This is a genomic window from Hymenobacter sp. BT730 (assembly GCF_030542105.1).
Taxonomy (GTDB): Bacteria; Bacteroidota; Bacteroidia; order Cytophagales; family Hymenobacteraceae; genus Hymenobacter.
Genome location: NZ_JAUOFB010000004.1, coordinates 78923 through 105365 on the forward strand (window position 1 = coordinate 78923; position 26443 = coordinate 105365).

The 26443-nt window shown below is 56.7% G+C and carries 23 protein-coding genes; 11 read left to right on the forward strand and 12 right to left on the reverse strand.

Annotated features, from left to right (window positions below; all coding sequences use genetic code 11):
- Positions 1-8: 8 nt before the first annotated feature.
- Positions 9-1028 carry a threonine aldolase family protein gene (locus tag Q4G72_RS12970; RefSeq protein ID WP_303312005.1) on the reverse strand — a complete coding sequence of 340 codons (1020 nt, stop codon included), beginning with the start codon at positions 1026-1028 and terminating at the stop codon, positions 9-11.
- Between the two features lie 97 nt (positions 1029-1125).
- Here Q4G72_RS12970 and Q4G72_RS12975 point away from each other — a divergent pair, with 97 nt between their 5' ends.
- Complete coding sequence (locus Q4G72_RS12975) at positions 1126-1428, forward strand: hypothetical protein (RefSeq protein ID WP_303311855.1); 303 nt, start codon at positions 1126-1128, stop codon at positions 1426-1428.
- Positions 1429-1511: 83 nt separating this feature from the next.
- Here Q4G72_RS12975 and Q4G72_RS12980 read toward each other — a convergent pair whose 3' ends face one another.
- Positions 1512-2018: a metallophosphoesterase family protein gene (locus tag Q4G72_RS12980; RefSeq protein ID WP_303311856.1), complete on the reverse strand. Its 507-nt coding sequence runs from the start codon at positions 2016-2018 to the stop codon at positions 1512-1514.
- Positions 2019-2180: 162 nt separating this feature from the next.
- Between Q4G72_RS12980 and Q4G72_RS12985 the strand changes: the two genes are divergently transcribed.
- Both Q4G72_RS12985 and Q4G72_RS12990 read left to right on the forward strand, forming a co-directional pair.
- Positions 2181-2882 carry an NUDIX hydrolase gene (locus Q4G72_RS12985; protein ID WP_303311857.1) on the forward strand — a complete coding sequence of 234 codons (702 nt, stop codon included), beginning with the start codon at positions 2181-2183 and terminating at the stop codon, positions 2880-2882.
- A gap of 16 nt (positions 2883-2898) precedes the next feature.
- Positions 2899-3384, forward strand: coding sequence for a hypothetical protein (locus tag Q4G72_RS12990; RefSeq protein WP_303311858.1), 486 nt, complete (start codon positions 2899-2901; stop codon positions 3382-3384).
- A 60-nt stretch (positions 3385-3444) separates the two neighbouring features.
- Here the strand turns inward: Q4G72_RS12990 and coaD are convergent, their stop codons facing one another.
- From coaD to Q4G72_RS13010, 4 genes are all read right to left on the reverse strand, one after another.
- Entirely contained in the window at positions 3445-3918 is a 474-nt protein-coding gene (gene coaD / locus Q4G72_RS12995) for a pantetheine-phosphate adenylyltransferase (RefSeq protein WP_303311859.1), read from the reverse strand.
- A 78-nt stretch (positions 3919-3996) separates the two neighbouring features.
- On the reverse strand, positions 3997-4893 hold the full coding sequence (locus tag Q4G72_RS13000) for a DUF3822 family protein (RefSeq protein ID WP_303311860.1): 897 nt from the start codon (positions 4891-4893) through the stop codon (positions 3997-3999).
- A gap of 163 nt (positions 4894-5056) precedes the next feature.
- Entirely contained in the window at positions 5057-5563 is a 507-nt protein-coding gene (locus Q4G72_RS13005) for an NUDIX domain-containing protein (RefSeq protein ID WP_303311861.1), read from the reverse strand.
- A gap of 15 nt (positions 5564-5578) precedes the next feature.
- Positions 5579-6181 (reverse strand): DUF4126 domain-containing protein, encoded by a 603-nt coding sequence (locus tag Q4G72_RS13010; RefSeq protein ID WP_303311862.1) that lies wholly within the window; start codon positions 6179-6181, stop codon positions 5579-5581.
- 99 nt (positions 6182-6280) lie between these two features.
- Between Q4G72_RS13010 and Q4G72_RS13015 the strand changes: the two genes are divergently transcribed.
- The 4 genes from Q4G72_RS13015 (at position 6281) to Q4G72_RS13030 (ending at position 13493) form a co-directional block, all read left to right on the forward strand.
- Positions 6281-6727, forward strand: a complete 447-nt coding sequence (locus Q4G72_RS13015; protein WP_303311863.1) for a PaaI family thioesterase — start codon at positions 6281-6283, stop codon at positions 6725-6727.
- Positions 6728-7247: 520 nt separating this feature from the next.
- Positions 7248-11114: a M36 family metallopeptidase gene (locus tag Q4G72_RS13020; protein WP_303311864.1), complete on the forward strand. Its 3867-nt coding sequence runs from the start codon at positions 7248-7250 to the stop codon at positions 11112-11114.
- 237 nt (positions 11115-11351) lie between these two features.
- Positions 11352-12764 carry an ATP-dependent DNA helicase gene (locus tag Q4G72_RS13025; protein WP_303311866.1) on the forward strand — a complete coding sequence of 471 codons (1413 nt, stop codon included), beginning with the start codon at positions 11352-11354 and terminating at the stop codon, positions 12762-12764.
- 189 nt (positions 12765-12953) lie between these two features.
- On the forward strand, positions 12954-13493 hold the full coding sequence (locus Q4G72_RS13030; RefSeq protein ID WP_303311867.1) for a DUF1573 domain-containing protein: 540 nt from the start codon (positions 12954-12956) through the stop codon (positions 13491-13493).
- A gap of 77 nt (positions 13494-13570) precedes the next feature.
- Here the strand turns inward: Q4G72_RS13030 and Q4G72_RS13035 are convergent, their stop codons facing one another.
- Positions 13571-14401, reverse strand: a complete 831-nt coding sequence (locus Q4G72_RS13035) for a DUF1206 domain-containing protein (protein WP_303311868.1) — start codon at positions 14399-14401, stop codon at positions 13571-13573.
- Between the two features lie 70 nt (positions 14402-14471).
- The gene (locus Q4G72_RS13040; RefSeq protein ID WP_303311869.1) at positions 14472-15806 is read right to left on the reverse strand and encodes a S41 family peptidase; all 1335 of its coding nucleotides are present in this window, start codon (positions 15804-15806) and stop codon (positions 14472-14474) included.
- A gap of 177 nt (positions 15807-15983) precedes the next feature.
- Here Q4G72_RS13040 and Q4G72_RS13045 point away from each other — a divergent pair, with 177 nt between their 5' ends.
- Genes Q4G72_RS13045 through Q4G72_RS13055 form a run of 3 tightly spaced genes read left to right on the forward strand, consistent with a single transcriptional unit; the run spans position 15984 to position 19079 of the window.
- Positions 15984-18530: a type IA DNA topoisomerase gene (locus Q4G72_RS13045; protein ID WP_303311870.1), complete on the forward strand. Its 2547-nt coding sequence runs from the start codon at positions 15984-15986 to the stop codon at positions 18528-18530.
- 47 nt (positions 18531-18577) lie between these two features.
- The gene (locus Q4G72_RS13050; RefSeq protein ID WP_303311871.1) at positions 18578-18847 is read left to right on the forward strand and encodes a hypothetical protein; all 270 of its coding nucleotides are present in this window, start codon (positions 18578-18580) and stop codon (positions 18845-18847) included.
- A 4-nt stretch (positions 18848-18851) separates the two neighbouring features.
- Positions 18852-19079, forward strand: coding sequence for a DUF2905 domain-containing protein (locus tag Q4G72_RS13055; protein WP_303311872.1), 228 nt, complete (start codon positions 18852-18854; stop codon positions 19077-19079).
- On the opposite strand, the gene Q4G72_RS13060 is transcribed toward Q4G72_RS13055, so the two are convergent.
- The 3 genes from Q4G72_RS13060 to Q4G72_RS13070 all read right to left on the reverse strand — a co-directional run bounded on the left by Q4G72_RS13060 (position 19076) and on the right by Q4G72_RS13070 (position 23375).
- Complete coding sequence (locus Q4G72_RS13060; protein WP_303311873.1) at positions 19076-20914, reverse strand: prolipoprotein diacylglyceryl transferase family protein; 1839 nt, start codon at positions 20912-20914, stop codon at positions 19076-19078. The two genes, Q4G72_RS13055 and Q4G72_RS13060, sit on opposite strands and share 4 nt — an antisense overlap.
- 262 nt (positions 20915-21176) lie before the next feature.
- The gene (locus Q4G72_RS13065; protein ID WP_303311874.1) at positions 21177-22685 is read right to left on the reverse strand and encodes an SDR family oxidoreductase; all 1509 of its coding nucleotides are present in this window, start codon (positions 22683-22685) and stop codon (positions 21177-21179) included.
- A gap of 81 nt (positions 22686-22766) precedes the next feature.
- Complete coding sequence (locus Q4G72_RS13070; RefSeq protein ID WP_303311875.1) at positions 22767-23375, reverse strand: sce7726 family protein; 609 nt, start codon at positions 23373-23375, stop codon at positions 22767-22769.
- 128 nt (positions 23376-23503) lie between these two features.
- Here Q4G72_RS13070 and Q4G72_RS13075 point away from each other — a divergent pair, with 128 nt between their 5' ends.
- Positions 23504-25156, forward strand: a complete 1653-nt coding sequence (locus Q4G72_RS13075) for an ArnT family glycosyltransferase (protein ID WP_303311876.1) — start codon at positions 23504-23506, stop codon at positions 25154-25156.
- Between the two features lie 110 nt (positions 25157-25266).
- Here Q4G72_RS13075 and lysA read toward each other — a convergent pair whose 3' ends face one another.
- A complete protein-coding gene (lysA, locus tag Q4G72_RS13080) occupies positions 25267-26412 on the reverse strand; it encodes a diaminopimelate decarboxylase (RefSeq protein WP_303311877.1) in 1146 nt (381 codons plus the stop codon).
- Between the last annotated feature and the right edge of the window lie 31 nt (positions 26413-26443).

Sequence of the window (26443 nt, forward strand, 5' to 3'; positions counted from 1 at the left end):
GTTAGGGCTTAGCGCAGGCTGCCAAGGGCATCTGTAACGCGGGCCAGCATTTCGTCCGTCACATCCAGGTGGGTCACAAAACGAATCATTTGTGGGCCAAAGGATGAGGCCATAATACCGTGCTGTTTCAGATGCTCCAGAAAAGCAGCAGCGGGCTGCGCATCCTGCAGCCGGAAAATAACCAGGTTGGTTTCTACCGGTAGCACTTCGGCCACATAAGGCTGGGCGGCCAGGGTTTCGCCTAGCTGCCGGGCCCGGCGATGGTCATCGGCGAGGCGCTCTACATTGTTTTCCAGGGCATACAGGCCCGCGGCCGCCAGATAACCCGCCTGCCGCATACCGCCGCCCATTACCTTGCGAATGCGCTTGGTTTTATGGATAAACGCCCGACTGCCGAGCAGCACCGAGCCTACCGGCGCCCCCAAGCCTTTTGACAGGCACACGGAGATGGTATCGAACAGTCGGCCGTACTCGCGGGCGTCCTGTCCGGTGGCTACCAGGGCATTGAAAATTCGGGCGCCGTCCAGGTGCAGCGGAATGCCATAGCGCCGGGCTACCTCCGCAATGGCTTCAATTTCTGCAAGCGAGTAGCAACTGCCGCCGCCCCGGTTATGGGTATTTTCCAGCGAGATAAGCTGGGTAATAGGATAATGCACATTATCATCGGGCCGAATGGCGGCTTCTACCTGCGCGGCCGTGAGGCGGCCCCGGTTGCCGGGCAGTAGCGCTACGGAGGCGCCCGAGTGAAAAGCAATGCCCCCCACTTCCCAGAGGTAGATATGCGAAGTCTGCTCGCAGATAACCTCCGACATGGGCTGGGTGTGGGCTTTGATGGCAATTTGGTTGGTCATGGTGCCAGAGGGGCAGAACAGACCGGCCTCCATACCAAAACGGGCTGCGGCGGTTTCTTCCAGGGCCTTTACTGTGAGGTCTTCCTCATATACATCATCACCCACCCGGGCCTGAAACATGGCTTCCAGCATGGCTGGGGTAGGGCGGGTAACGGTATCGGAGCGTAAATCAATCATGGAAGGAGCTAATGAGTTGAGGATGGAGGTTTCGGGATTCAAAAATAAGACTTACTTTTGCCCCTCCTTTACTAAAACGACTTTAACCGACCCGGATATGAGCGTCACCCGACTGAAGCGGAAGCACCGCAAGAACATTGCCCGTCAAAACAACAAGCAGCGCATCATTAAGCAACTGCTCCTCACGCCCGTTCTGAAGAACGTGGACCTGGATGAGCTGAAGTCCCGCTTCAACGGCGGTACTGGCGCGCCAGCTGCTGCCAAGTCGGAGAAAACTGCTAAGGCTACTGCTACTGCAGCTGCCAACGCCGAAGCATTTGACGATGCTGAAGCTGTGACCAAGCCAGTTAACGCTGACGGTCAGGAAGGTGAGCACCCCAAGCCGGAAATTGCCCTGTAAGTAAGTCCGCCGCCGGTGTCGGTCGGCATACATAGTTGTTGAAAAGCGCTTTCCCCAGCTGGGAAAAGCGCTTTTTGCGTTTGTTACCGCTCCGTAGTGCGGGGTCCCAGCTCAACGGCCTGCAACTGCTGCACCTGACCGGCCTCTATCTGAAACCGCAGCAGCGTGCGCACTTTATGGAAGCCATGCCGCCCAGCCGCGCCCGGGTTCAGGTGTAGCAGGTGGAGCTTGGGGTCGGGCATCACTTTTAGAATATGGGAGTGCCCGCTGATAAACAGGCCCGGCCGATGTTGCTGGAGCAGGGGCCGGGCTGCCGGGCTATAATGGCCGGGGTAGCCGCCAATGTGCGTCATCAGCACCCGCAGGCCCTCTATTTCAAAGGCCTGTACCAGGGGCTGGCTCACGCGCACGTCCCGCCCATCAATGTTCCCGTATACGCCCCGTAGGGGAGCCACCGTAGCCAGCTCCTCGGCCACAGCGGCCGTGCCGAAGTCGCCGGCATGCCATATTTCGTCGCAGTCCCGCAGATAATATAGAATCCGCTCGTCCAGGTAGCTATGGGTATCGGAGAGAAGGCCGATTTTTTTCATGCCGGCAAGGTAAACACTTGTGGAGCGCCGAGGCAACGTAACCCGTTACAACTCGTATCTTGCCCGGCCGGCGGTATTTCCGTTTCACGATATTTATGCTGTGTTTTGCAGCGGACGCTGGTGCCCGATTTGATTTTTTTGCCTCCTCCACATTACCCCGCGATGAACGTTTTCATCAATGATATTCCGCTGATCATCAAGAAGACCAGCGAAAAAGTGTACAAGCACCGCTACGATCTTATCCTGAGCGCGGAGGACGAATTTACCTCCAAAGATCTGATAGGTGACGTGCTGGTGCGCGACGTAACCGATGCGTTTATCGACCGTTTGCTGCGGCTGATGGAGGTAAAAAAGCTGAAGAAACTGACCTCACTTACCCTGTTGGCCCGGAAAAAAAAGCGCCTCATTCTGCACCTCAAAGACCAGTTCCGCATTGCTAAAGCCGCCGGCGGCCTGGTAGTGAAGGAAGGCCTGGTGCTGATGATTTACCGCCTGGGCAAGTGGGACCTACCGAAAGGCAAACTGAAAAAGGACGAAGATCCGGCTCAGGGCTCCCTGCGCGAGGTAGAAGAAGAGTGCAATATCAAAGTTGAGCTGGGGGAGCCTCTGCCCAGCACCTGGCATTCGTACGCCTACAATGGCAACAAAATGCTGAAGAAAACCAACTGGTACATCATGAATTGTGTAGATGACTCCCTAATGAAGCCCCAGGCGGAGGAGTACATTGAAGAAGTGCGCTGGATGACGCCTCAGGAAGCGCTGGCCGTGTTGCCCGATACCTATGCCTCTATTGCCTTGGTGGTACGGCACTACCTAAGTGAGGTGGCCGGTGTGGCAGAACCCATAAAAGAACCCGTTAAATAGTTTTTCTCGGCCAGCTATGCGCGTACGTCCACTCTTGCTGGCCGGGTTAATGCTGGGTTTACTGGCTGCCTGTTCCCGGTCTCAAACTTCCAGTGAATCGGAAAGGCCCCTGCAAAAGCAGCCCGGGACGGCTCAGCCGGCTTCCATTGATTTGCCCAAGCTGGTGCAGCACAACATTGACTACCTGCGTCGCCAACTGGGCCCCCCTATGGAAGCCGCCGATGAGATTGTTGGTGCCGATCCTTCTCCCGCGCAACTGAAGGCCACCAAAGGCGAAGGCTGGATTAACACCTTCCGGACGCAAGGCTCTACCCTGATTGTGACGTTTAACGCCCGCACCCGCAAGGTGAACGATATTGTTCTGATGGGTACTAATGAGGAAGAGCTTATGCGGATGGGCAACCTGAGTCCCACCGCCTCGCATTACATTGTGCTTTCCATTCCAGAGCCCGGCCAAATCAATAAAGTGCGCGGCGTGCGCATCATTCCCCATCAACAGTAATAGGCCGCTCACTTATAAGTGTAGCAGCGGCTATGGTAAATTTTAGGGGTCTGCCTGCTATTATGCCTCTTGCGGGTGCGCTGGTAGCCGGAAAGGCACAAAGTCGTCTACGTTGCCGCCAAACCGGTGAATTTCCCGGATTATTGTGCTGCTGATAGCAGCCAGCGGTGGGGAGGTAATTAGAAATACAGTTTCCAGCGCCGGGTTCACGTGGCGGTTGGCTTGCGCAATAGTGTTTTCGTATTCAAAATCGGTGGTGTTGCGCAGTCCGCGTAGCAGGAAGCGCGCGCCGGTTTCGCGGGCAAAATCGGCCGTTAGGCCTTTATAGGCCTGTACCTCCACCCGCGGCTCATCAGCAAATACTTCCGAAATCATGGCAGCCATTTGCTCTACCGGCAGATAGCGGCTTTTGCTACTGTTGTTGCCAATAGCAATGATAATCTTGTCAAAAAGAGCGGTGCCGCGCCGCACTACATCCAGGTGGCCGTTGGTAAAAGGGTCGAAAGAACCGGGGAACAGTGCTATGCGTGTCACGCTGGAATGAAGAATATAATGGAAGAAGGCCTGCTCATCCGCTTTTCAGAGCAAGTGGATAGCCGGTATCCTTCAGGATTATTCACAAAGGTGCAGGCTGAAGAGCTCAAAGTACCGGTACTCGAATACATCATTCAGGCGGTAGCTATAGCCGATATCAAAAGGCCGGTTGCCGAAACGAATGTTGCGGATATACTTACGCAGTACCGTAAACAAAGCCGAATCGTGAAGCAGGTCGCCCCACACCATAACGGCGTCCTGGTCGGGGTTTAGCTGCAGCTCCTGCATCACCAGAATGGTGTAGTAAATTAAGTCCTCGGGAGTAGTGAAGCTGAACACGTTACAGAACTCAGGCCGTTTGTCTCGGATAACCACCACCGTGAGCTCTTGGTGGCCAATGCTGAGGTAGCAGCGGCGGGGGGCGCCCCGGTCGCTCTGGTGTACCAGGCCCTGCAGTAGTGCGCTGGTTTGGTGCAGCAACTGGCCTGTGGGATAGGTGCGCTGAAACCACTCCGTCAGGCTTTTTTCCGCCGCAAATACATTTACCATCTCCAGCCCTGCATGCGTGTAGCTGCGCACTATCTCGTGCGCTGGGTCTAGGTGGTGGTGCAGTTGTAGATAAGCGGCCTCATCTCCGGCCCGGAACAAAGGCTTGGGTAGCAGGGTAAAATACCGGTTCTGCACCGAGAGTCGTACCCGGTTCCAGCCCGTGCGACCTACTAAATCATGCTGCGCAGAGAGGCTTTGGAGCTGCCCTGAGAGGGAAGTAGCTGGTTGCAGGGAATAGTCTTCCAGCACTACAAACTTGTTGCGGCGCACATCAGCTACGCCCACACGCACGCCCGCGGCACCCAAAGAGAGGTACAGGTTATAGGCGGTCAGATTGTCCGGGTCCAGGGTTTCGTCGCGCAGGCGAGGCAGAATGCCCGAAAGTGAAGGAATAGGCAGGGCAGGAGCAGAAACAGAGTCAGACACAGGCAAAACAGGTAGGGCAAAATCAGCCCCCTAAAGTTACAGAAAGACGCGGGCCTTGTAGTGCGGCCGGGAGGATAGAGCAGGAGCAGGCGGTGTTTAAGGCTGAATTCCTGGGAATTAGCTTTTCATTCAGCGCGCTGGTTTTAGTACAGCGCCAGCTGCTTTATTTGAATAGCTGCAGGGGAATATATACGTCATCGGGGCTAAGAATAAGGCGCAAGACCGGATGCACCTGAGCCACGGGCATAGAAACCAGTTGCCGCGGGGTAAAGTAAGCCAGCTTAGTGAGGATTTGCCCTTCATGAGGATGCTCCGGGTCGGAGCCCAGGCGCGGGACGGCGGTAGAGTCAAGCGGTTTTACTTCAAAAAACAGCTCCAGCGCCTGCAAGTCTTTGTTCATAAACTCGTGCAAATGTAGAAAACGGCCTACTTCTACGCTCATGCCGGTTTCCTCCTGAAACTCGCGCCGTAGGCATGCCCGAATGGTTTCGCCAAACTCCCAGCCTCCACCGGGCGGTGACCAAAAAGGGACGTTGGCAGGCAACAGCCCCCGGTGGGCCGCCAGTAAAATAGCGCCATTCTGGACCAACAAACCGCCCACGCGCACGCGCACCTGGCCAGTATAGGCTTGCAGCAAAGAATCCGAAAAATCAGCAGTGGAATGCGTCATGGAGAGAAAGTAAGATCAGCGAACCGGTGGCGAAGAAGCCGTATTCGCCGAGGGAGTTCGGCGCACCCGCCGCCGGATTCGGCCTGCAAGATAGAGTACCAGCACCACGGCCAGCCCTGCCATAATTAGCGGCAGCAGTAGCCCCAACAGGGAGCCCACCACGGCCAGCATATTTTCGATGGTAGCTAGCAGAGGATTACCCAGTCCGCCGGTGGTAACGGTAGAGCCAGCCCGCAGCAATGCGGTGCCGGTTTGTACCAGCCCGGCAGCGCCGCCTCCTACTAACACGCCCAGGCCCCAGCGCACCATCGGGCTCATTTCAGGCAGTGCCGAGGTCATCAGCAGCGTGCCGGCAATAAAGGAAGCGGGGGTGGTAATGGTGTCCAGGATATTATCCACTACGGGCACGTAGTAGGCTAGCATCTCGGCCAGCGTGGCAGTAGCCAGTACGGCGAAGGCCACCCAGGTGCCCAGCCAGGCAAACCCCGGGGAAGGGGAGAGGTAGCCGGAGAGGTAGGCTACATTGGCTGCCAGCAGGGGCACAAATACCCGAAAACCGCTGCAGGCAGCCAGCGCCAGTCCCAGCGCGCCCGGAATCAGGAAATCGGTAGGTTGCATAGGTTAGAAGGTAGGGTGCCGCTGGGTTGCGGCCGCGGCCAAAAGGTACGGAACTCCCGCATTTGGTGCACCTCTTCAGAAGGCGGTATCTTTGCTTTAATGTCTGATGAACTTACTTCCCCGGTAGCGGCCGCACAAGAGTCGCTCGAAACCCGCATCCGCCGCAAGCTGGAGCGCCAGCACTTTATGCACCTCATCGGTGCCGACCTCACGCGCATCGAGCCCGGCCGCGTGGAAGCCGAGTTGACGCTGGACCGCCAGCACCAACAGCAAAAGGGCTTCGTGCACGGCGGACTTACCGCTACCATGGCTGATTTGGTGGCCGGCTTTGCCGGTGTCACGCTCATTCCGGATACGCATGGCTTAGTAACGGTGGAGCTGAAAACCAATTACCTGCACCCTGGTATAGGCGAGAAGCTGCGCGCCATTGGCTGGGTGCTGAAAGCAGGCCGCCGCCTGCATTTCTGCGAGGCCGAGGTCTGGTGTGATGACCTGCTAATAGCCAAGGCATCGGCCACTATGGCCGTGCTTGAACCGCAGGAATAAGAAAAATTTCCTAGGAAGCCAGGGCTAGCGTAATAAGGCTCTGATAAAAAAACGTCAGAAACGGCACAGGACAGTAAGTTTCTGTTGCCGCTTCTGACGTTTTTTGACTAACAGAATCAAAGGATATTGTATTATATAATAATATATAAAAATATCTATATGCGCATGATCAACCTTTGTTATTGTAATTATTATATTAAATATGAGTAATAAATAATTATAATATCGATACTAAACCCTATGTAAATGATGATTTATCATCTATAATCAATGCCATTTTTATGAAATACTCATTAAAGTGAATTGAATGAGCAAAAAGTGTTTAAATAAAGCATTAGGACATTTATTGGAATAATTATTTACGCTGACGGCATATAGTAGTGGGTATACTTGATGATAATTTGTACTTTGCGAGCTTGGGTTTCAGTTATAAGGCTGACATCCATCTGTTGTAGGTTCCTATAAGTTACTGGGTACCTGCCTTCGACCTGTCCTGCTTCATCCTCTTCACCTATTGCATATGAGTAAAACCTCTACTCTACTAAGTACTAGTGCCCTTACTCTGGGTTTGTTACTGCCACTGCAAGCCACTTTGGCGCAGTCTGTGAATGCGCAGGACGGCCTGAAAAGAGCCATGCAAACGCGCGCCCAGTGGGCCAGTTCCGGCCTGACCAATGCACAGTTACGGGTTTCCAGCGCACATTCCGATGCCAGTAGCCATCTGGACTATGTGCACGTGCAGCAAATACACCAAGGCATTCCGGTGTATAACCGCATTTCCGCGTTGGCTTTCGTGGATGAGAAGCTGGTACATCATGCCGGAAAGTTTCTCGCAGACAGCGAGTTGACGAGCCTCCCTACGGCACCCACTATACCCGCCGGGGCTGCTGTAGCACGTGCCATCCAGGTATTAGAACTCAGTGGTACGGTATCTACCTCACCACTGGCGGGCCCAAGCGGCACCGAGCAGCAACAGACCTTTGCCGGCGGCGACGTGGCCCGGCGCGACATTGTTGCCAGCTTGGTGTGGGCTCCCGACAAAAACGGACAGCTGCATCTGGCCTGGAACATTAACATTGATGTAGCCAGCACCCCGGATTGGTGGAACGTGCGCATAGATGCTACTACCGGCGCGTTTGTGGAGAAAGACAACTGGACGGTGCATGAGCGCAACCGGGCCAGCCAGCGCAAGCCCGCGGAGTACGGTGCTGCCTTGCCGGCTGCCCTTATTCAGCCCTTGCTGTTACCGCCCACTACCACCGGCTCTACCTACTATGTGGTGCCTTTCCCTAAGGAGAGCCCCGCAGGTAATACCTATGCCACCGAAACCAACCCCTGGTTGAAAGCCGGCAGCAGTAATAATGCTACCACCCACGGCTGGCATTTTGACGGTACCACGAACTACCTGTATACCCGGGGTAACAATGTGCAGGCCTATGAGGACAGTGACGCTAATAACCTGCCCGCTACGGGAACCGGCAGCTATGCGTCTTCCTCTACCAGCGCCCCCTCCCTCACCTTTAACTACGTTCCCGATTTTAGCCTGTCGCCCACCACGGCTACGAACCGCAGCGCGGCAGTAGTGAACCTGTTCTATTGGAACAATATCACGCATGATATCATGTACCAGTATGGCTTTACTGAAGCCGCCGGCAACTTTCAGAAAGACAACCTGAGCCGCGGCGGAACCGGCAACGACCATGTGCTGGCCGAAGCGCAGGATGGTAGCGGGACAGACAATGCCAACTTCAGCACGCCCAACGATGGTAGCAGTGGCCGTATGCAGATGTATCTGTTTACGGCCGCGCCCCCAAAACTGCAGGTAACGGCGCCAGCGGCTATTGCCGGCTCCTACTATATGGCGGAAAGCGGCTTCAGCACCGCCAATAAGCTGGTAAACAAAGGTCCCATTTCGGGGCAGGTGGTACGCTTTGATGACGCCGGGACTAACCCGGTGACTCACCAGGCCTGCACCACGCCGGTATCCGCCGCTGCCTTATCGGGCAAAATTGTTCTGATTGACCGCGGCAACTGTGACTTTGTTACGAAAGTAAAACAGGCCCAGACGGCCGGCGCGAAGGCCGTTATTGTAGTCAACAATGTCGCCGGGTCGCCGGGCGTCATGGGCGGCACCGACAATACAATTACAATTCCTGCCATCATGGTTTCCCAGGAAGATGGTGCGCTGCTTGTAGGGCAGTTGGCTAATGGGGTATCGGTTACTCTGCCCAAGCCCTTAGCTACAGATCCACAACTGGACGGTGACCTGGACAATGGAGTAGTCGTACACGAATATGGCCACGGCATTTCCACTCGCCTCACGGGTGGCCCTGCCAATAGCAGCTGCCTCAACAATGCCGAGGAGGGAGGCGAAGGCTGGAGCGACTTCTTTGCCCTGATGCTAACCACGGACTGGCAGACGGCCCAACTAACCGATGGGCCAAAGTCCCGGCCAATGGGCACGTATGCTTCTGGCCAACCAGTGACGGGTAGTGGTATCCGGTTGTATCCCTATAGTACTTCTATGAGCATCAACCCACTGACGTACACGGATGTGGCCATTGATCCGGAAGTACACAGCATTGGGGAAGTCTGGTGTGCCGCACTCTGGGACATGACCTGGAACATTATTCAGCAGGAGGGCACTATTGAGCCTAATCTCTATAACAGCGCCAGCACTTCCGGTAACATCATTGCGATGCAACTGGTAGTGCAGGGCCTCAAACTCCAGCCCTGCCAGCCAGGCTTCCTGGATGCGCGTGATGCTATCCTGGCAGCTGACGAATTACTCTACAAAGGCAAGCACCGTTGTGCCATCTGGAACGCCTTTGCCCGCCGCGGAATGGGTGTAGATGCCAAGCAGGGACTTTCTACCAGTGCCACCGACCAGACGGCCGGATTCAATGTGCCTTCTAGTGTAAACCTGAAGAAAGCAACGGAAGCCTTATCCGGAAATTCCTTTAGCATTGCTCTCACCGCCACCTGTGACTGTGCCGTTCCGGCTAGCACCTACAAGCTCACCGATGATCTGCCTGCCGGACTGCAGTATGTAAGCAGCACCGGTGGTACGCTGAGTGGAAGCACCGTTACTTTCTCAAACGTAAAGTTTACGGCCATCAACCAAAGCCTAAGCTTCAGCATCAATGCCCAAACAGACAAGGATGCCGGCTGCGCTACTATTGTGGCAGTAAATGAGAATGCAGATGCGGCTACCACTTCCTTTACTACGCCTAAGGCTGGAAGTACTAGCTGGGGCACCAGCAATACATACGCCAATAGCGGTACTAAATCCTGGGCATCCGGCGCACCAACACAATCCAAGGATTTTAGTCTGGTGTCTGGCTCTTTTACGCCCACTACAGCTTCTACGCTTTCCTTCTACCACTTTTATAGCTTCGAGTCCGGCTATGACGGCGGAACCGTAGAGATTAGCTCGAACAGCGGTACTACCTGGACCGACGCCGCACCGTATTTTATATCCAATGGCTATAATTCTGCCTATAGTGCCAATGGTGCTGCCCCCAATCAGCCTTGCTTTACCGGTTTATTACCGGCGAATGCAGATGGTTCCAAGTTCATCAAGTCAGTTATTAACCTTTCCTCATTTAGTGGTAAAGCCATTAAAGTAAGATTCCGGGTGCGTTGCGACAGAGGTACAGGCAACCAAGGCTGGTTTGTGGATGATATTCAGGTAAGTAATGGCTGCGGTGGCGACCAGGTGGTAAAGCTCACGGATACGTCCACGAGCTCCCTGGTATCCAGTACCTCCATTGCCACTTTCCTCTCGCCACCCTCACCGGTAACCCTACCCGTAACCCTCATGCAGTTTGATGGCCGCTGGCAGTCTGCCGGGGCGCTTCTGACCTGGGCTACGGCCTTTGAAGAGAAGTCTGACCGGTTTGAGGTGGAGCGTAGCCTGGATGGAATCAATAGCTGGACCACCGTAGGCCAGGTAAAGGCTGCCGGTACCAGCACTTCCCGCCACGACTATCAACTGCTGGATGCTTTGGCGCAGAACCAGCCAAGCGGCTTGCTGTATTACCGCTTGCGGCAGGTAGACCGGGATGGGCAAGCCCGCTATTCCCTGGTGCGGACGGTGGCCCGCCCGGCAACCAAGGATATGGTGCAGCTGGCAGCTCAGCCTAACCCCTTCGGTACCGATGGCCTGCGCCTGCAGCTGCGCGTACCGGCGGCCCAGCCCCGTGCTTACCTCACCCTACATAACGCGGCGGGTAAGCAATTAATGCAGCAAACGATAACGCCGTTAGCGGCAGGTAGCACTACCGTAGTTTGGCCACAGGCAGCCCGGCTGCCGGCTGGCTTGTACCTGGTGCGGATGCAGCTACCCAACGGCTCTGGCACTATGGTGCGGGTAGTCCGGGAGTAATTCCCGTGAAGCGGCTGCCCAGGCCGTATCTCTGCTGATAATTTGAAAAGGCCCGCTGATATTAAGCGGGCCTTTTTCGTCTGCCCCAGGTTGGTACATACCGCTTTAGCAACATGCTGATGGGCTGCCGTTTGAGGCTTTCAATAATCGGAAGTTGAGCCTGTTGTGTTAGCCCATGATTTACACCAAGCAGCGGACCTGAAACCGGCGTAACTTTGTTGACTAGAATTCCCTGCTATGCTCTCTGTAAGAACTCCCTCCGTCCGCGACTTTTTCCCCTACGAGCCCACGCAGGACCAGGCCACGCTGTTTTTTCAGCTGGATGAGTTTCTGCGTGATGAGCTGCCGGGCCGCAAGGTATTTGTGCTGCGCGGCTATGCCGGTACCGGCAAAACCACCGTGGTAAGTGCCCTGGTGCAGTGGCTCTACAGCCGCCAGCGCAAATACACCCTCATGGCGCCCACCGGCCGTGCGGCCAAGGTAATGGGTACCTATTCGGGCGTGGCGGCCAGCACCATTCACAAGAAAATCTACCGCCAAACCAGCGGCACGCCTTCCGAGCGGCTCTCATTCCAGCGCCAGCCCAACCGCACGGCCGATATGCTTTATATCGTGGATGAGGCCTCCATGATATCGGATGAAAAGGCCTTCGGCGAAAACGGCCTGCTGGACGATTTGATGGGCTACGTGTTTGAGAAGCCCACCAACCGCCTGCTGCTTATTGGCGATACGGCCCAGCTGCCGCCGGTGGGCCAGTTGCTTTCCCCGGCGCTCGACCCGGAGCTGCTGGCGCACCGTTTTCGGGCCACCGTTAACTCCGTAGAGCTGCGGCAGGTAATGCGCCAGGCCGAGGCTTCCGGGATTCTGATGAATGCCACCACCTTGCGGGAGGAGCTGCGCGAGGAGCAGCCCAACATTCAGTTTCACACCAAAGGCTACCCCGACATCTTCAAGATGAACGGCGACAAGCTGGAGGACGGCCTGCGCTGGGCGTACAAGAACTTCGGCCACGAGAACACCACCATTATCTGCCGTTCCAACAAGAACGCCAATCAGTACAACCAGTTTATCCGCCGCATCCTCTTTGATGCCGAGGACGAAATTGAATCCGGCGACTATCTGATGGTGGTGCGCAACAACTATTTCTGGCTGCCCAAGGACTCTGAAATTGGTTTCCTGGCCAACGGTGACTTCGTGCAGGTGGTCAAAATCATCCGGCGCACCGAGGAATTCGGCTTCCGCTTTGCCGATGCCCGGGTGCGGCTGGTAGACTACCCCGACGAGCCCGATATTGAAGTAAAGCTGCTGCTGGATACGCTGCATACGGAAAGCCCCGCCCTGCCCGCCGACCGTAGCAATGCCCTCTACCAAGCCATTAACGCGGATTACTCTCACCTGGAAAAGAAGAAGGACCGGGCCGCCGGTCTGCGTAAAGACCCCTTCCTGAACGCCCTGCAGGTGAAGTTTGCCTACGCCCTTACCTGCCACAAAGCGCAGGGCGGCCAGTGGCAGGCGGTTTTCGTAGACCACGGCTACCTGAAAGAAGATATGGTAAACTCCGAGTTTGCCCGCTGGCTATACACCGCCGTTACCCGCGCTTCGGAACAGCTTTTTCTATTAAACTTTAACCCGAAGATGCTGGCGGAGTAAGCAACTATTGCCCCTTATTGGGTGACTGTTGCGGAGGCTCACGGTTTCTTCCGTTGCCAGTGTTACATTGCTGCGTACAAACCAGTACCTTATAAGTAATAACTAACCGCCGGAAAATTGGCAGGATAATTGGCCCGCCCGGCAAAACCTGTATTTTTGATTATTCAACCTCACTAACCATCTCCAGTCATGAAAAAAGTACTTGTTCTGGCTCTGTCGCTCACGCTGGGCGGTTTTGCGGCCCACGCTCAAACGGCTACCACGGCGCCTGCTCAGGAAAAAGTGGCCGGCCCGCTGATTCAGTTTGAGGAAATGAAGTACGATTTCGGCGTTATTAAGCAGGGCGACATCGTAGACCACACTTTTAAATTCAAGAACACCGGCACCGCGCCCCTCATCATCTCCAATATTGGGGTTAGCTGTGGCTGCACCACTCCTGATTGGACGCGGGAGCCAGTAATGCCCGGTAAATCCGGCACCATCACGGCCAAGTTCAACAGCACGGGCAAAATGGGCATGCAGAATAAAGTGCTGACCATTGAGTCGAATTCCACGGCCGGCAACACCATGGTAGCGCTGGTAGGAGAGGTGAAAGACGCTGCCAGCATGACGCAGGCTTCGGCAGCTCCCGCCAAGACTGATGTTACCACGGCTGCTGATACCGATGCCAAGCAGAAAACCAAGCTGGGTGAGGCCAAAATCAAAGCCAAGCACAAGAAGAAGTCATAAGCTGAAATTCGACAGCCATGCCACTAAAAAGCCCGCTCGTACCAACGAGCGGGCTTTTTGATTTATCAGTACCCAGATTAGAGGCCGCGCAGGATAGGGAATCGGGCTTGTATCAGCATATATATGCCGTATGCTACCAGCCCCAACGCCACTATGTCCAAAACCCCGGGGCCCATGTCCTGCAGTACCTGAAAGCAGCCTTCGGTATCCTTAATTTCGCTGGCATTGGCATGATGCGCCGCCAGAAAGCAGTAGTATCCCATAAGGCAGAGCACCAAGCCCCGGGCGCTAAAACCTACTTGCCCCATATGATATACCAGCCGGCACTGGGCGCTGGTAAAAGGAGAAGGGTTAATATCAGTATCAAACTTGCCGGACCACGCCCGGTAGAGCTGGATAAGCCCGGCCGCGAGAATAACCAGGCCGGTAAAGGCAAGCAGACGTTGGCCATACAAATGGTGAACGGCCTGGTGTAGCAGGAAATCAGTAGTATGCTCCTCTGGCGGGCGGTGTCCATACCAGGCCATTCGGGCCGCATAAATTCCTAATAAGGCATATAGTAAGCCGCTGAAGGCATAAAACCCCCGAAAGGCCAATCCGGTTGCTGATGTGCCTTTTTGCTCCGTATCGAGGAGGGTCTGAGCAAACCGCCAGGCTACATAGCCCAAAAGGCCTACGGCCACCAGCCACAATAACAGTTGGCCCAGCGGCATCCGCTGAATTGTCTGAAATACTTCCTGCTGATTGGGCGTATTGCTGCCCCGTATGCCAATGGCGGCCATGGCCGTGAGTACCCCCAGCACCACGTACACAAACCCAATGGAGGCAAACCCATACCGGGCCAGGGCTTTTATACTGGTGGCAGGGCTGGGCAGAATATCCGCCGCCGGAGAGGAAATAGAAGGCATATCGGTAGTAGAACCACTTGAAGCGTATGGCTCTTACGTAGGGAGGCTTTCTGGGGTACGCCGGAGTAGCTTAGCGTTTCAGGACAGTCTCCAGCAATGGGTCCCGGCCGGCAAAGTAGTCTTTGGCCCGCACCTGTACGGGCACGGTTGGCGTGATATCTGGGGCAGCAATATCCACCAGGATATCGGCCGGCTGCAGGTTTGGATGAGGGGTAGGAGAGTAGCTGTGAAAGCGGTTAGCATAATGTAGTGCCAGTCCGGAGTTAGGCAGAATCAGGTTGCCGCCTTCGGCCCAGAAATCCATAGCATCTCCGGCTGGTTCGCCTACCACAGTAGCCCCATCCAGCCGCAATTGCGCCACATGAAAAATGGCAGCCGAGAAGGTAGCCCGCCCGCTAAGCACATATAGTTTCGCTCCGCGCTTTTTGGATGCCGTGGCTAATTCGTCAAAAAATGGCGCTCCAACCAGCAGGTTGCCCCCTGTGTTAAAGCGCAGATCAACCACCACTTTGGAAACTGGCTGCTGCCGTAGCTGCGTTAATACGCGCCGCCGTAGCGAATCCAGCGGCGCCACGCCCGGCTGATTCCCGGCCCGATTGTATTGCACGTACAATGTTTTATCGGCCGGTAGGTATTGCATCCAATATTGCTGTTGGGGCCGCCGTAAATAGAGGGGCAAGCGGGTAGTATCAGTAGGCAGGGCGCTTTGCCAGGTGGCGCCCCGGCCCGGGTGGCCGGGGGCCAAATCCCACCACGCCTCCGTCGGCTGTGTAGTGCGTTGAAAAGGCAGCGGCGCCAGTTGTTGGTGCTGGCGGCGGCCGCGCTTGTCCTTCACTTGAATAGTCAGCATACCATCGGCCCCAACCAGGCCCAGCCCCTGCAGAATTTCCGGACTCGTCAGCGTGTAGGTGCTCATGTAATCGGCCCAGGTAGGGCTGCCCGCATACAAGGAAGCCACTTGTCGGCGTAGGAGCATAGGCTTTTGGCCAGCCAGCAGCTCTATTCTGGCACCCAGCAGACTGGCGTGTTCCGGCGTGGTTTTCACGATGTACAATCCTTCCGGAAACCACCATACCCGAATAGGGTAGCGGCGCAGTTCGGTGCGGTTGCGTAGCAGATACAGGCGGGTATGTCCGTTGCCGCTTAGGGCCAGCGCTTTGGCCAGGCCCACCAGCAGCTGGGGCGTGGTTTTTAGTTCAGCTGAATCCCGCAATTGCGTCAGGCGGGTGCGAAAAGCCGATGCGGCTGCCGGGCTAAAGGTGCGGTCTTTCAGCAGAAAAGAATCCAAGGCAATCTGCAAATCCTGCCGCCATTGCGCGGGCGTCAAGCTGGGCTGCGCCAAGGCGGGGAGTTGTAACAGCCCAAACAGGCTCAGTATCAGCAGAAAACGAGTAGAAAACAGCATAGAGTGCAGAGTTTTAAGCACAGATGAGAGAAGCAGGGAAAGGTTGCCTGTGAGCCTCAGCAGGATAGCCCAAGGTGGCTTTTTGCATACTGCCAGCGACTTTTTCTCTCTGTATCTTTGTTGATTCCTCGCTGACCAGCATCAGCGTTATTTGTCTCATTATTTGCCTTACTGATCTTGAAGGTCTGCATTGCCGAAAAACCTAGCGTAGCCCGCGAAATTGCCCACGTGCTGGGTGCCAACCGCAAAATGGATGGCTATTTTGAGGGCAATGGCTACCAGGTGACCTGGACGTTCGGCCACTTCTGCCAGCTGCGCGAGCCTGAGGATTACCGCCCTGAGTGGAAGCGTTGGAGCATCCATGATTTGCCCATGCTGCCGGAGTCATTCGGCATTAAGCTCATGCGCCGCGACGACGGCGTGGTGCGGCAGTTCAACGTCATCAAAAACCTACTGGCCTCCGCCGAGGAAGTGATAAACTGCGGCGACGCTGGCCAGGAAGGCGAAGTAATTCAGCGCTGGGTGCTGATGGAGGCCAAATACCGTAAACCCTTCAAGCGCCTCTGGATTTCATCTTTGACGGAAGAAGCCATCCGCCAGGGCTTTGCCAATCTGCGCGAGGGCAGCGAGTTCGATAAGCTCTACCAGGCCGGCAAGAGCCGCGCTGTGGGCGACTGGCTGCTGGGCCTGAATGCCACGCGCCTGTTCACCCTCAAATACGCGCCCGGCCAGCGCCAGGTGCTCAGCATTGGCCGCGTGCAAACCCCCACGCTGGCCCTGCTGGTAGACCGCTACCACGAAATCCGCAACTTCAAGCCCGAGCCCTACTGGGTGCTGCGCACCGAGTATCGGGGCACCCTGTTCAGCCACGTAGCGCCCGTCAAAAAAGGCAAAGCGGAGGACGATGAGCCCGACGAAAAGGCGCGCCTGAAAGCCCGCGGCTACTTCGTGAGTCAGGAAGAGGCTGATGTGGCCATGGCCGCCGTGAAGGATGTGCCGCTCACCGTCACGGGCGTAGAAATCAAGAAGGCGCTGGAAACGCCGCCTTCTTTGTTTGACCTGACCTCTTTGCAGGTGCAGTGCAACAACCAGCTGGGCCTCTCGGCGGAAGACACGCTGAAAACCGTGCAGAGCCTCTACGAGAAGAAAGTTGTCAGCTACCCGCGCGTAGACACCACCTTTCTGCCCGATGACCAGTACGCCAAAATCCCGGGTATTCTGCAGGGGCTGGGCGCGTATCGCAGCCTTACGCAGCCCTTGCTGGCCAATAAAATCAAGAAGAGCACCAAGGTCTTCAACAATAACAAAGTCACCGATCACCACGCCATTATTCCTACTGGCGCTAGTGCGGGAGGGCTGGGAAGCTTTGAGCAGAGTGTGTACGATATCATCGTGCGGCGCTTCCTGGCGGCTTTCTACCCCGATTGTGAAGTGTCCAATACCACGGTGCTGGCAGAAGCGGCCGGGTACCCATTCCGGGTGCGCGGCCGCCAGATCCTGAACCCAGGCTGGCGCGTGGTGTACGGCAACCCCGAAGAACAGCAGGCACCCGCCACGCCGAAAGCCGCCACCGAAGGCGACGATGACGTGGTAAACACGGTGCTGCCTTCTTTTGAGAAGGGGGAAAGCGGCCCGCACAAGCCCCGCCTCGACCAGAAAGTAACGCAGCCCCCGCGCGAGTACACCGAGGCCATGCTGCTGCGCGGCATGGAGACGGCCGGCCGCAACGTAGATGACGAAGAGCTGCGCCAGGCCATGAAGGAAAACGGCATCGGGCGTCCCAGTACGCGCGCGGCCATCATTGAAACGCTGTTTAAGCGCGGCTACATTGTGCGCGAGAAAAAGCGCATTGTACCCACCGCTACCGGCGTAGAGCTCATCGGCCTCATCCGCAACCCCACCCTAAAATCGGCAGAGCTGACGGGGCAGTGGGAGCGGAAGCTGCGGCAGATTGAAGGCGGCCAACTCGACTCCGACCTGTTCCTGAACGAGCTGAAAGGCCTGGTGCGGGAAATGGTGCAGGAGGTGAAGCAGGATGGTTCCGGCCGCGGCATCAGCATTCACAAGGCCGAGCTGGCCGACCTGACGGGGCAGAAAGCCGGGGCAGCCGCTAAAGCAAACCCGACCAAAGCCGCCGCTACCCCGGCCATTCCCGGAGCGCTGGGCCCTTGCCCGGCCTGCGGCAGCGGCCACGTGCTGCGCGGCAAATCGGCGTTTGGCTGCTCACGCTTCCGGGAGAATTGCCTGTTCCGCTTACCAACAGAGTTCGAGGGCAAGAAGCTTACGGACAAACAAATGGGCGACCTGTTAAAGAAAGGCCGTACCTCCGTAATGAAAGGCTTCCTGGATGATGCCGGCCAGAAGTTCGACGCCGCCATTCGCCTCACGCCCCAACGTACTTTTGAGCTGGCCCGTGCTGCCGAAAGCAAACCCACCACCGCTACCGACCCCGGCCAGATTCCGTGCCCGGTGTGCCGCCTTGGCCAGATGCTGAAGGGCAAGGCCGCTTGGGGCTGCTCGCGCTTCCGCGAGGATTGCCAGTTCCGCGTGCCCTTTGAGTGGGGCGGCAAAACCCTGAGCGAAGTGCAGATGAACCAGCTGCTGCGCAAAGGCAAAACCGGCGTTATTCGGGGCTTCGTTTCCTCCAAAACCGGCAACCGCTATGAGGCGGCTTTGCAGATAGGGGCCGAAGGGCGGATTGAGCCAGTATTCGAAAAAAATTAACTACTTAACGCGCCTAATGTACCAGGTGCGTTTCTAGACTTTGCCTGATGCCTTCCAACTTATTTACGGCCCGTTTGCTTGGCTATCTGGTAGGCCTGGTACCGCTGGTGGCTTTATTACTGATGTTTCAGAAAGCCATTCCGCAAGGTCTTGGTTTGGCCTTATCGGCGGGTGGCATGGTGGCTTCTATCTGGATGCAGCAACAGGCACGCACTCGTTTTCCGTATGATTTCAAGCAACGCGCCGAGTGGCTGGCGCTAGGCGTTTATGCCGCAGTCGTAGTTGGTATCGTCTTTTTAATGCGTTTTATCCATTAAACCGATGAATCCGCAGTTTGGTAAATTCTTTATAATAGCGGGCATTGCCCTACTGGCAGTAGGTGCCTTTATCTGGCTTGGCGGCGGGAGCCTGCTGAGCTGGTTCGGCCGCTTGCCGGGTGATATTCGGGTGGAGCGGCCGGGCTTTCGGCTCTATGTGCCGCTGGTTTCTATGCTGCTGGTAAGCTTGCTGATCAGCCTTATTATGTGGCTGGTGCGGCGGCTGGGCTAGCGGCTTTTCTCGCCGAGGCGTCGGCTCACCTGAATACCTACCTGGCGCTGGGACTCATTGCCAAATAGCGCAAAGGCATTTACTCCCCAGTGAGGGGCCAACTGCCCCCGGGCTTCCGCAAAACCTGACCACCCACTGGCTCCGGGTAATAGCTTATATGGTTTAGCTCGCGCGCCCCCTACTAACAGGCCCCAACGGGTACCGCCAAATCCAGTGCCTACCCCTAATCGATGCTGCGGGTTGGCGGGGCCATAGCCCAAAAAATTATAGTCAGCCTGCGCATAAACGGACTGGCGCTGGCCCAGGCGTAAGGTGCCTTGTATTTCTACCAGGCTTATTTCGTCGCCGTATTCCTTCTCGTGGTAGCCCAGATTGCCAAACATCAAGCCCAGTCCCATGCCAAAGTACCGCCGGTCGGCTTGCATGTAGGGGTTTAGGCCATAAAGGGAAGTGCGTTTTTTTCCGGACGAAATCTGCAGCGAATCATCGAACAGGGGTACTTGCTGGTCGCTGCCCAGGTGTAGGCGCAGGCCAAAGGTTTTCTCCGCCTTATGGCTCCCGCTAGCATCGTAGCCGGGCATTATGGTTTTAGAAATATCCAGCGAACCAGTGGTGTAGTCATGTTGGTAAGGGAGTAGCGCACTGTTGCCGCCACAGCCGCCTCCATAGGTGTTTTGCTGCCGCTGAAAGGACCCCTGACTCCAGGCTGCCACTACGGTATAATAGCTTTTCCGGGTGGCTTGGGCGGAATCGGCAGGGGTTTGACTGGTGAGTAGAAACAAGCAGCAGGCAAGCCCTAGCGGTACTGACACGCGGTAGGGCCGCTCCGCCTGTGGCGCGCTCCACAGCAAGGCGCCACCTTCCAGAAGGACCACCGCCAGCAGGAGTGCCTTCACAACCAGCACTTCGGGTAACGTGAGGGCCCACTGCCCCAGCCAGGCAGTAAGCAGGAGCATTCCCGCCACACCCAATAAGTTGCGCACCGGAGAATTACCAGGCACCCGCTCCGGTTGGGCCGGACAGCGAATCAGGAAAGCCCACCCTGCCAGGAATAGGGGCGCTAACAGCAAGAGCGCCCATTGGAGTTGCTTTAGGACCAGGCCGCCATGCATATGCTCAGCGGCTCCTACCTGCTCGCCGGCCGGGTTGCGCCAGAACTCAATCAGAAACCGGGCCGCCAGTAGCAGGCCCATGTGCAGAAGCCGGCGGCTGCCGCCCGGCCAGATTCGGTTTCGGGTCAATAAAAGCACCCCGCCTACTGCCGCACACGCCAGCAGGGTGTAGAGCTGCGTGGGATGCACGGGCAACGAATGCTGAGCCCCGACCGAAAGCAACCCCTGCGAAACCTGCCATAAATAGGGCTGCGTATCGGGTGGATAGGTAACGCCCCAACTGCTGTGCGTCAGCTCCCCAAAGCAGCATCCGGTGAGCAGGCAACCCACACACTGTACCATCAGGGCAGCGCACATGGGTAGCGTAAAGGCATCAAACACATGCCAGCTAAAACCAAAAGGCCGGCGCAGGAGCAATACCGTGAGGGTGCCGGTCAGGGCGCCGCCTAATACTGTTCGCGCCTCAGAAGCCGGCCAGTGCCCGGAGTAGAGAAGGGCACGCCACTCGGCCCCCGAAAACGCCAGTAGTTTGGTGCCAATAATGAACATGAGGGTAGTGACGGCCAACAACACCAACCAGGAGCGCAACGGGTACCCCCGCCGATGCCCCTCCCATATCAGCATACCTAGGTTTAGCGTGAAAGCCAGGACATAGAACAGGGTATAAAAATCGAAATGCGGATTAGCAGGAATAGCCCACAGCAGGCTGAGTACAGGACCCATGGATAGAATATAGACGGTGATTCAAAGATTTAACCAGCTTACAGGCAGCCGCAACCCCAGAAAGAAGGGTTCTGCAAGCGTTAAATCCCGCTGTTAAGCCGAATCAATAATAAGGGAGATGCTGTTGATTGCTATTCTAAAAGACCGCCCTTTCAGACCCCATTCAGATATCAGATTGTGTTATATATAAATGACTAATTGATGCTTATATAAAATAAATTAGACTTTAATTATTCATCAGACTGCACAATAAATCATGGGCTTAATCTTTGGCGGATGGTGAAATGCCCACGCTCAGTGTGGGTTGTGGTTTCTTTGCCGGGGCCTCATATTCCACAATATTCTCAATCATGCCTTTGAAGATAACGGCGTGGAAGGGAAGCATAGCAAACCAATACAGGCGCCCAGCCAGGCCGTAGGGGCGGAAGGCCGCCAGCTGTTCCAGCGTATGAGAGCCGTCGTCATTATCCAGAATGCGGAACTGCAGCCAGGCTTCGCCGGGGAGCTTCATTTCGGCGTAGAGCAGTAACCGGCGCCCTTCCTGGTCGGCGACCAGCACGCGCCAGAAGTCCAGCGGGTCACCGGCGCGCAGGTCGGTGGGGGAGCGGCGGCCGCGGCGCAGACCTACGCCACCGGCCAGCTTATCCAACAGGCCGCGCACCCGCCACAGCCAGTCTACTTTGTACCAGCCCCGGTCGCCGCCAATCTGCCAGATGTTACGGCGCACTTCTTCCGGGTCGCGGGTGAAGCGCAGGGTCTGGCGGTCCTGCAGGATGCCATGCTGGGGCATCTGAATATGATCCATGTAGTTGCGGGGCATCACCCCACTGCTCAGCGCATCGCTCCAGCTGCTGAGTACCTCATTCTGCTCAATACGCTGGAAGGCCAGCTGCAGGGCAGCATGGTACGACATGCAGGTATGCGGAATAATGGTTTCGATACTGCGTTTGGGGTCGGCTACGGTATCGTTCCGCAGGCTTTCTACCAGACTTTGGGCCAATGAAAAAGTAGTGCTGGTCACCAGAAACAGCCACCACGAGGACAAGCGCGGCGTAAGCACCGGCACGGTAATAATGTAGCGGCGGTAGCCTCGCACTGCGGCCAGGCCCTGCAGCATTTCCCGGTACGTGAGTATATCGGGCCCGCCAATATCAAAGCTGCGCCCAAAGCTGGCCTGGTTGTCTAGCACCGAAGTGAGGTAGAACATGACGTCCCGAATGCCAATGGGCTGGCAGCGCGAGTTCAGCCACCGCGGCGTAATCATAATGGGCAGCTTCTCCACCAGGTCCCGGATAATCTCAAAAGAGGCCGACCCGGACCCAATAATAATGCTGGCCCGCAGCACCGTAAGCGCCGCCCGCGCCGACTTTTTCAGCTCCTTTTCTACCGCCCGGCGGGAGCGAAGGTGCGTGCTTAACGCTCGGTCGTTGGCAATGCCGGAGAGGTAGATAATCTGGCGGGCTGCCGTCTGGTTTAGCGCTGCGGCAAAATTTTCCGCCGACTGCTGCTCGGCGCGAAAAAAATCCTTGGTGTGGCCGCTCATGGAGTGCACCAGGTAATACGCCGCCTCTAGGTCAGTGGGGAAGGTATGCAGCGTTTCGGGCTTCAGCAGGTCGCCTTCAATTACGGTGACGCTGTTCTGTTGCGCGGCGGGCAGCTGAAAGCGGCGAGCATCACGCACCAGGCATACTACCTCGTGGCCGGCGGCTTGCAGCAGCGGCAGCAGGCGCTGGCCTATGTAGCCGGTAGCCCCGGTGAGAAGGATTTTCATGGGAAGGCGCGCAAGTGAACAAATTGCTAACCAGCAGCCTGGCACATAGTTCAAGCGCCTTATTGCCGCGCTTTCTTCGGGCTACTTCTTGCGCTTCTTCGGGCGCCGGCTCTTGCGGACAGGGCGTTTCTCTCGTTCGGCTTTGCGCTCCGCCCGAAAAGCCAGCCGTTCTTCCATGCGTTCCATCAGTCGCTCGCGCACATGCTTCGCCAGCTCCGAGAGCGGTACCAGTTGCGAGGTGCGCAGAAAGCTCAATACTTCGCGGCGGCGCAAGGTGCTTACGCCTGCCAGGCCGCGAGCCAGCAGGAACTGCTTTATTTCTTCCAGCCTTAACAAAGCTGCCACGGCGGGACGTTCCACGGTAGCATTGTACAAGGCCGGGCGGTGCAGCTGCAGCCCATCGGCCGAAGCCACCAGAATACCCACCCATTCTGGGAGCAAGGGCACAAGCTTTAGAATGTGCTTTTCCGTGATAACGAAGGTAACGAAATCATAGGCCTGGCTGTAGCAGGACAGTTGCCGGGGTACGCGCAGCAGGGTGTCGGCGTCGCCTTTCAACTCATAGCCGTGCATAAAGTGCTCGGTAATGTGCACCACATCGGCGCGGGTGGTGCCGGTGGGCAGCTCATCCACGTACATTCCGCCCTGCAGCAGCGGGTACAATAAGGCGCGTATTTCGGGGTCGTTCACAACAAATTAGGTCATTACCAAGCCGCAAGATACGGCGGTTAGAAGGCCTCTGGAAATAAAAGCGCGGCCCGAAATGCCCTGGTGCGCTACCTTCGCCTCCGTTTTGGTTGTTAATTTTTGCTCATCGTATGCCGCTGCCCATTACTTCCCGCACCTGGCTTTGGTTGTTTCTGGCTGCCCTGGGGTTATCCTTTCTGATAGGGCTGGGCGTGTGGGGGCCGCTGGAAAGCAGCGAGGCCCGCTACGCCGAAATTGGCCGCGAAATGCTGGTGGGTCAGGACTGGCTGCACCCGCGCCTGCTGGGGATTCAGCATTTTCATAAGCCCCCGCTAACCTACTGGCTGACCGCCGCCGGACTGGGGCTGTTCGGGGAAACAGCGTTGGGCGTGCGCGTGCTGCCGGTGCTGGCGGTTTTGCTGCAGATTTGGCTGGTATATGGCCAGGGTCTGCTGCTTTTTCAGCAGGACCGCGCCCGGGCCCTGGCGGCGGCAATTATTTACGGAACCCTGCCCGTTGTTCTTATTTCCGCGCTCAACGTCACCACCGATGCCTATCTGGCCACGCTGGAGCTGGCCTCGGCCTACGGCATTCTCCGCTATTACAATAAAGGCGGCGCGCGCTGGCTGTATCTGTTTTGGATTGGTTTGGGGCTGGCTTTCCTCACGAAAGGGCCGGTAGGCTTTGTGCTGCCGCTGATGGTGGTTATCGGTCATTATTTCAAACAGAAGCAGACCCGTCTGCCCTTCACGCGCCACCATGTTATGGGTATAGTGGTGTTTCTGCTGGTGGGCCTGAGCTGGTATCTGTATCTGATGGCCGAAAACCCGGCTTTCCTGCGGTATTTCCTCTTTGAGCACACGGTAAACCGTTTTGCCAATGCAGCTACGTTTAACCGGGCGAAGCCGTGGTGGTTTTACCTGCTACTGGCCCCGGCTACCAGTTTGCCGTGGTCTGTGGCGCTGATTACACAGGCCGTACGCACCCGCTGGAGCACGGTGCCGCAGCAGTGGCGCAACATCCTTATCTTCTGGGTGGTGGTGCCCCTGGTGTTCTTCTCGATTTCCAAATCCAAGCTGCTGCTGTACGTGCTGCCGATTTTCCCGGGTATGGCTCTGCTCACGGTGTATTACCTCGGGCGCCTGACCGACGCGGTTCTGCACCGTTGGTATGTGGGTTTTCTGGCGTTCTGGGGCTTACTATTAGGTACTCTTTGTCTGCTGCCTATTCTCAGCATAGATAGCCGCCTGCCCTTGGAGGCCGGTACGCTTACGGCCGGCCTGGCGGGCGGTGGTGTGGTGCTTATGGTGCTGTTGCTCACGCTCTGGGATGAAGTGCGGATAGCGCCGCGGATGCTGCTGGTTGCTGGCTTGTTCACCATTACCCTGCTGCTGGCCGCTAAACCCCTGTTGCAGCAGAATGAGCTGGCCTTTAACGGCAGCCGCCCACTGGCCGAGTTTATGCGCAGCAAGCATTTAGATCAGCGGCAGGTGTTGGTTTATAATGAGCTGCTGCCTTCCCTTGCATTTGAATCGGGGCGCATTCCGGTGTCTATTTTCGATGGCAACCACAACCTGAGCCGCGAAACGCAGTTTGAGCCGAATGATACGTGGAAACGGACCCTGATTAATCTGCAAAACCCCTCGGAAGAGCCTTATCTGGGCAGCCTGCTCCTGCGCCAGCCGGTGCTCTTAGTGAAAGGCGAGCTGCCCGCGCAACGGCAGTGGATGCTGCGCTACTTCCAGCAGCACGAGCAACTAGGCAAGTGGACGGTATGGTGGTAGGATCTGCTAAAGCAGTAATCTAAAAAGACGTGTCCTCCGGAGCTGACTCCGGAGGACACGTCTTTTTAGATTACTGCTTTAAAGGTGCTTCTGTACTGCCGCTACACGATTTACAGCGAATACACTGCCTCTGCCTTTTCGCGCAGATTATACCCCGAAGACATAACCTCCCCATACGCCCCCGCGGAGCGGATAACGACGATGTCCCCGCGGCGGGTTTCGGGCAGCAGCACCTGCCGGCCAAAAGTGTCCGAGGACTCACAGATTGGGCCCACCACGTCATAGGGCTGGGCCTCGCCCTGGCTGGTGAGGTTTTGAATGGCGTGGTAGCTACCATACAAAGCCGGACGGATGAGCTCCGTCATGCCGGCATCCAGAATGGCGAAATTGGTTTGCTGGCTGCGCTTTACAAAGAGAACTTTGCTTACCAGGGAGCCGCATTGCGCTACTACGGAACGGCCCAGCTCTACGTGCACCTGCTGGTTGGGGCGGCGCACCAGGTATTTTTCAAACACCCGGAAATACCGCTCAAACTCCGGAATAGGGTTGGTATCGGGGGCGTGGTAGTCGATGCCGAGGCCGCCGCCCACGTTGAGGTGGGGGAGGAAGTGGCCCCGGTCTTCCAGCCAGGTTTGCAGCTCATTCAGCTTGTGGCTGAGCTTTTCAAACACCGTGAGGTTGGTAATCTGGGAGCCCACGTGCGTGTGCAGACCAATCAGCTCCAGATTCGTCAGGGTTTCAAACTTCTCAATCACGGCCGGTAAGTCGGAAATATTGATGCCGAACTTGTTGGCGTCGAGGCCGGTGGTGATGTGCGGGTGCGTGTAGGCATCCACGTTGGGGTTAATGCGCAGGGCCACGCGGGCCTTACGGTTCTGGGCACCAGCCAGCTCGTTCAGCACCGCCAGCTCTTCCACTGATTCGGCATTAAAGCACCATATATCCGCGGCCAGAGCCAGGTTCATTTCCGCATCCGACTTGCCCACGCCGGCAAACACAATATGGTCGGGCTTGAAGCCGGCGGAGAGGGCGCGCTGTACCTCGTTGCCGCTCACGCAGTCGGCGCCCAGGCCATGCTCCCGAATGTGCGCGAGCACTGGGCCATTGGTGTTGGCCTTCAGGGCGTAGTGCACCTGGAAGCCCCGCGGCCGGGCGGCGCGCTGCAGCGCCGCCAGCGTTTGGTCCAGCAGGTGAAGGTCGTAGTAATAAAAAGGAGTGGGGCGGTCGAGGACGCCCGCGGGCAAGGTGAAAGCCATTGGAGCAATAGAGGCGGTACGCCGGCGTCAG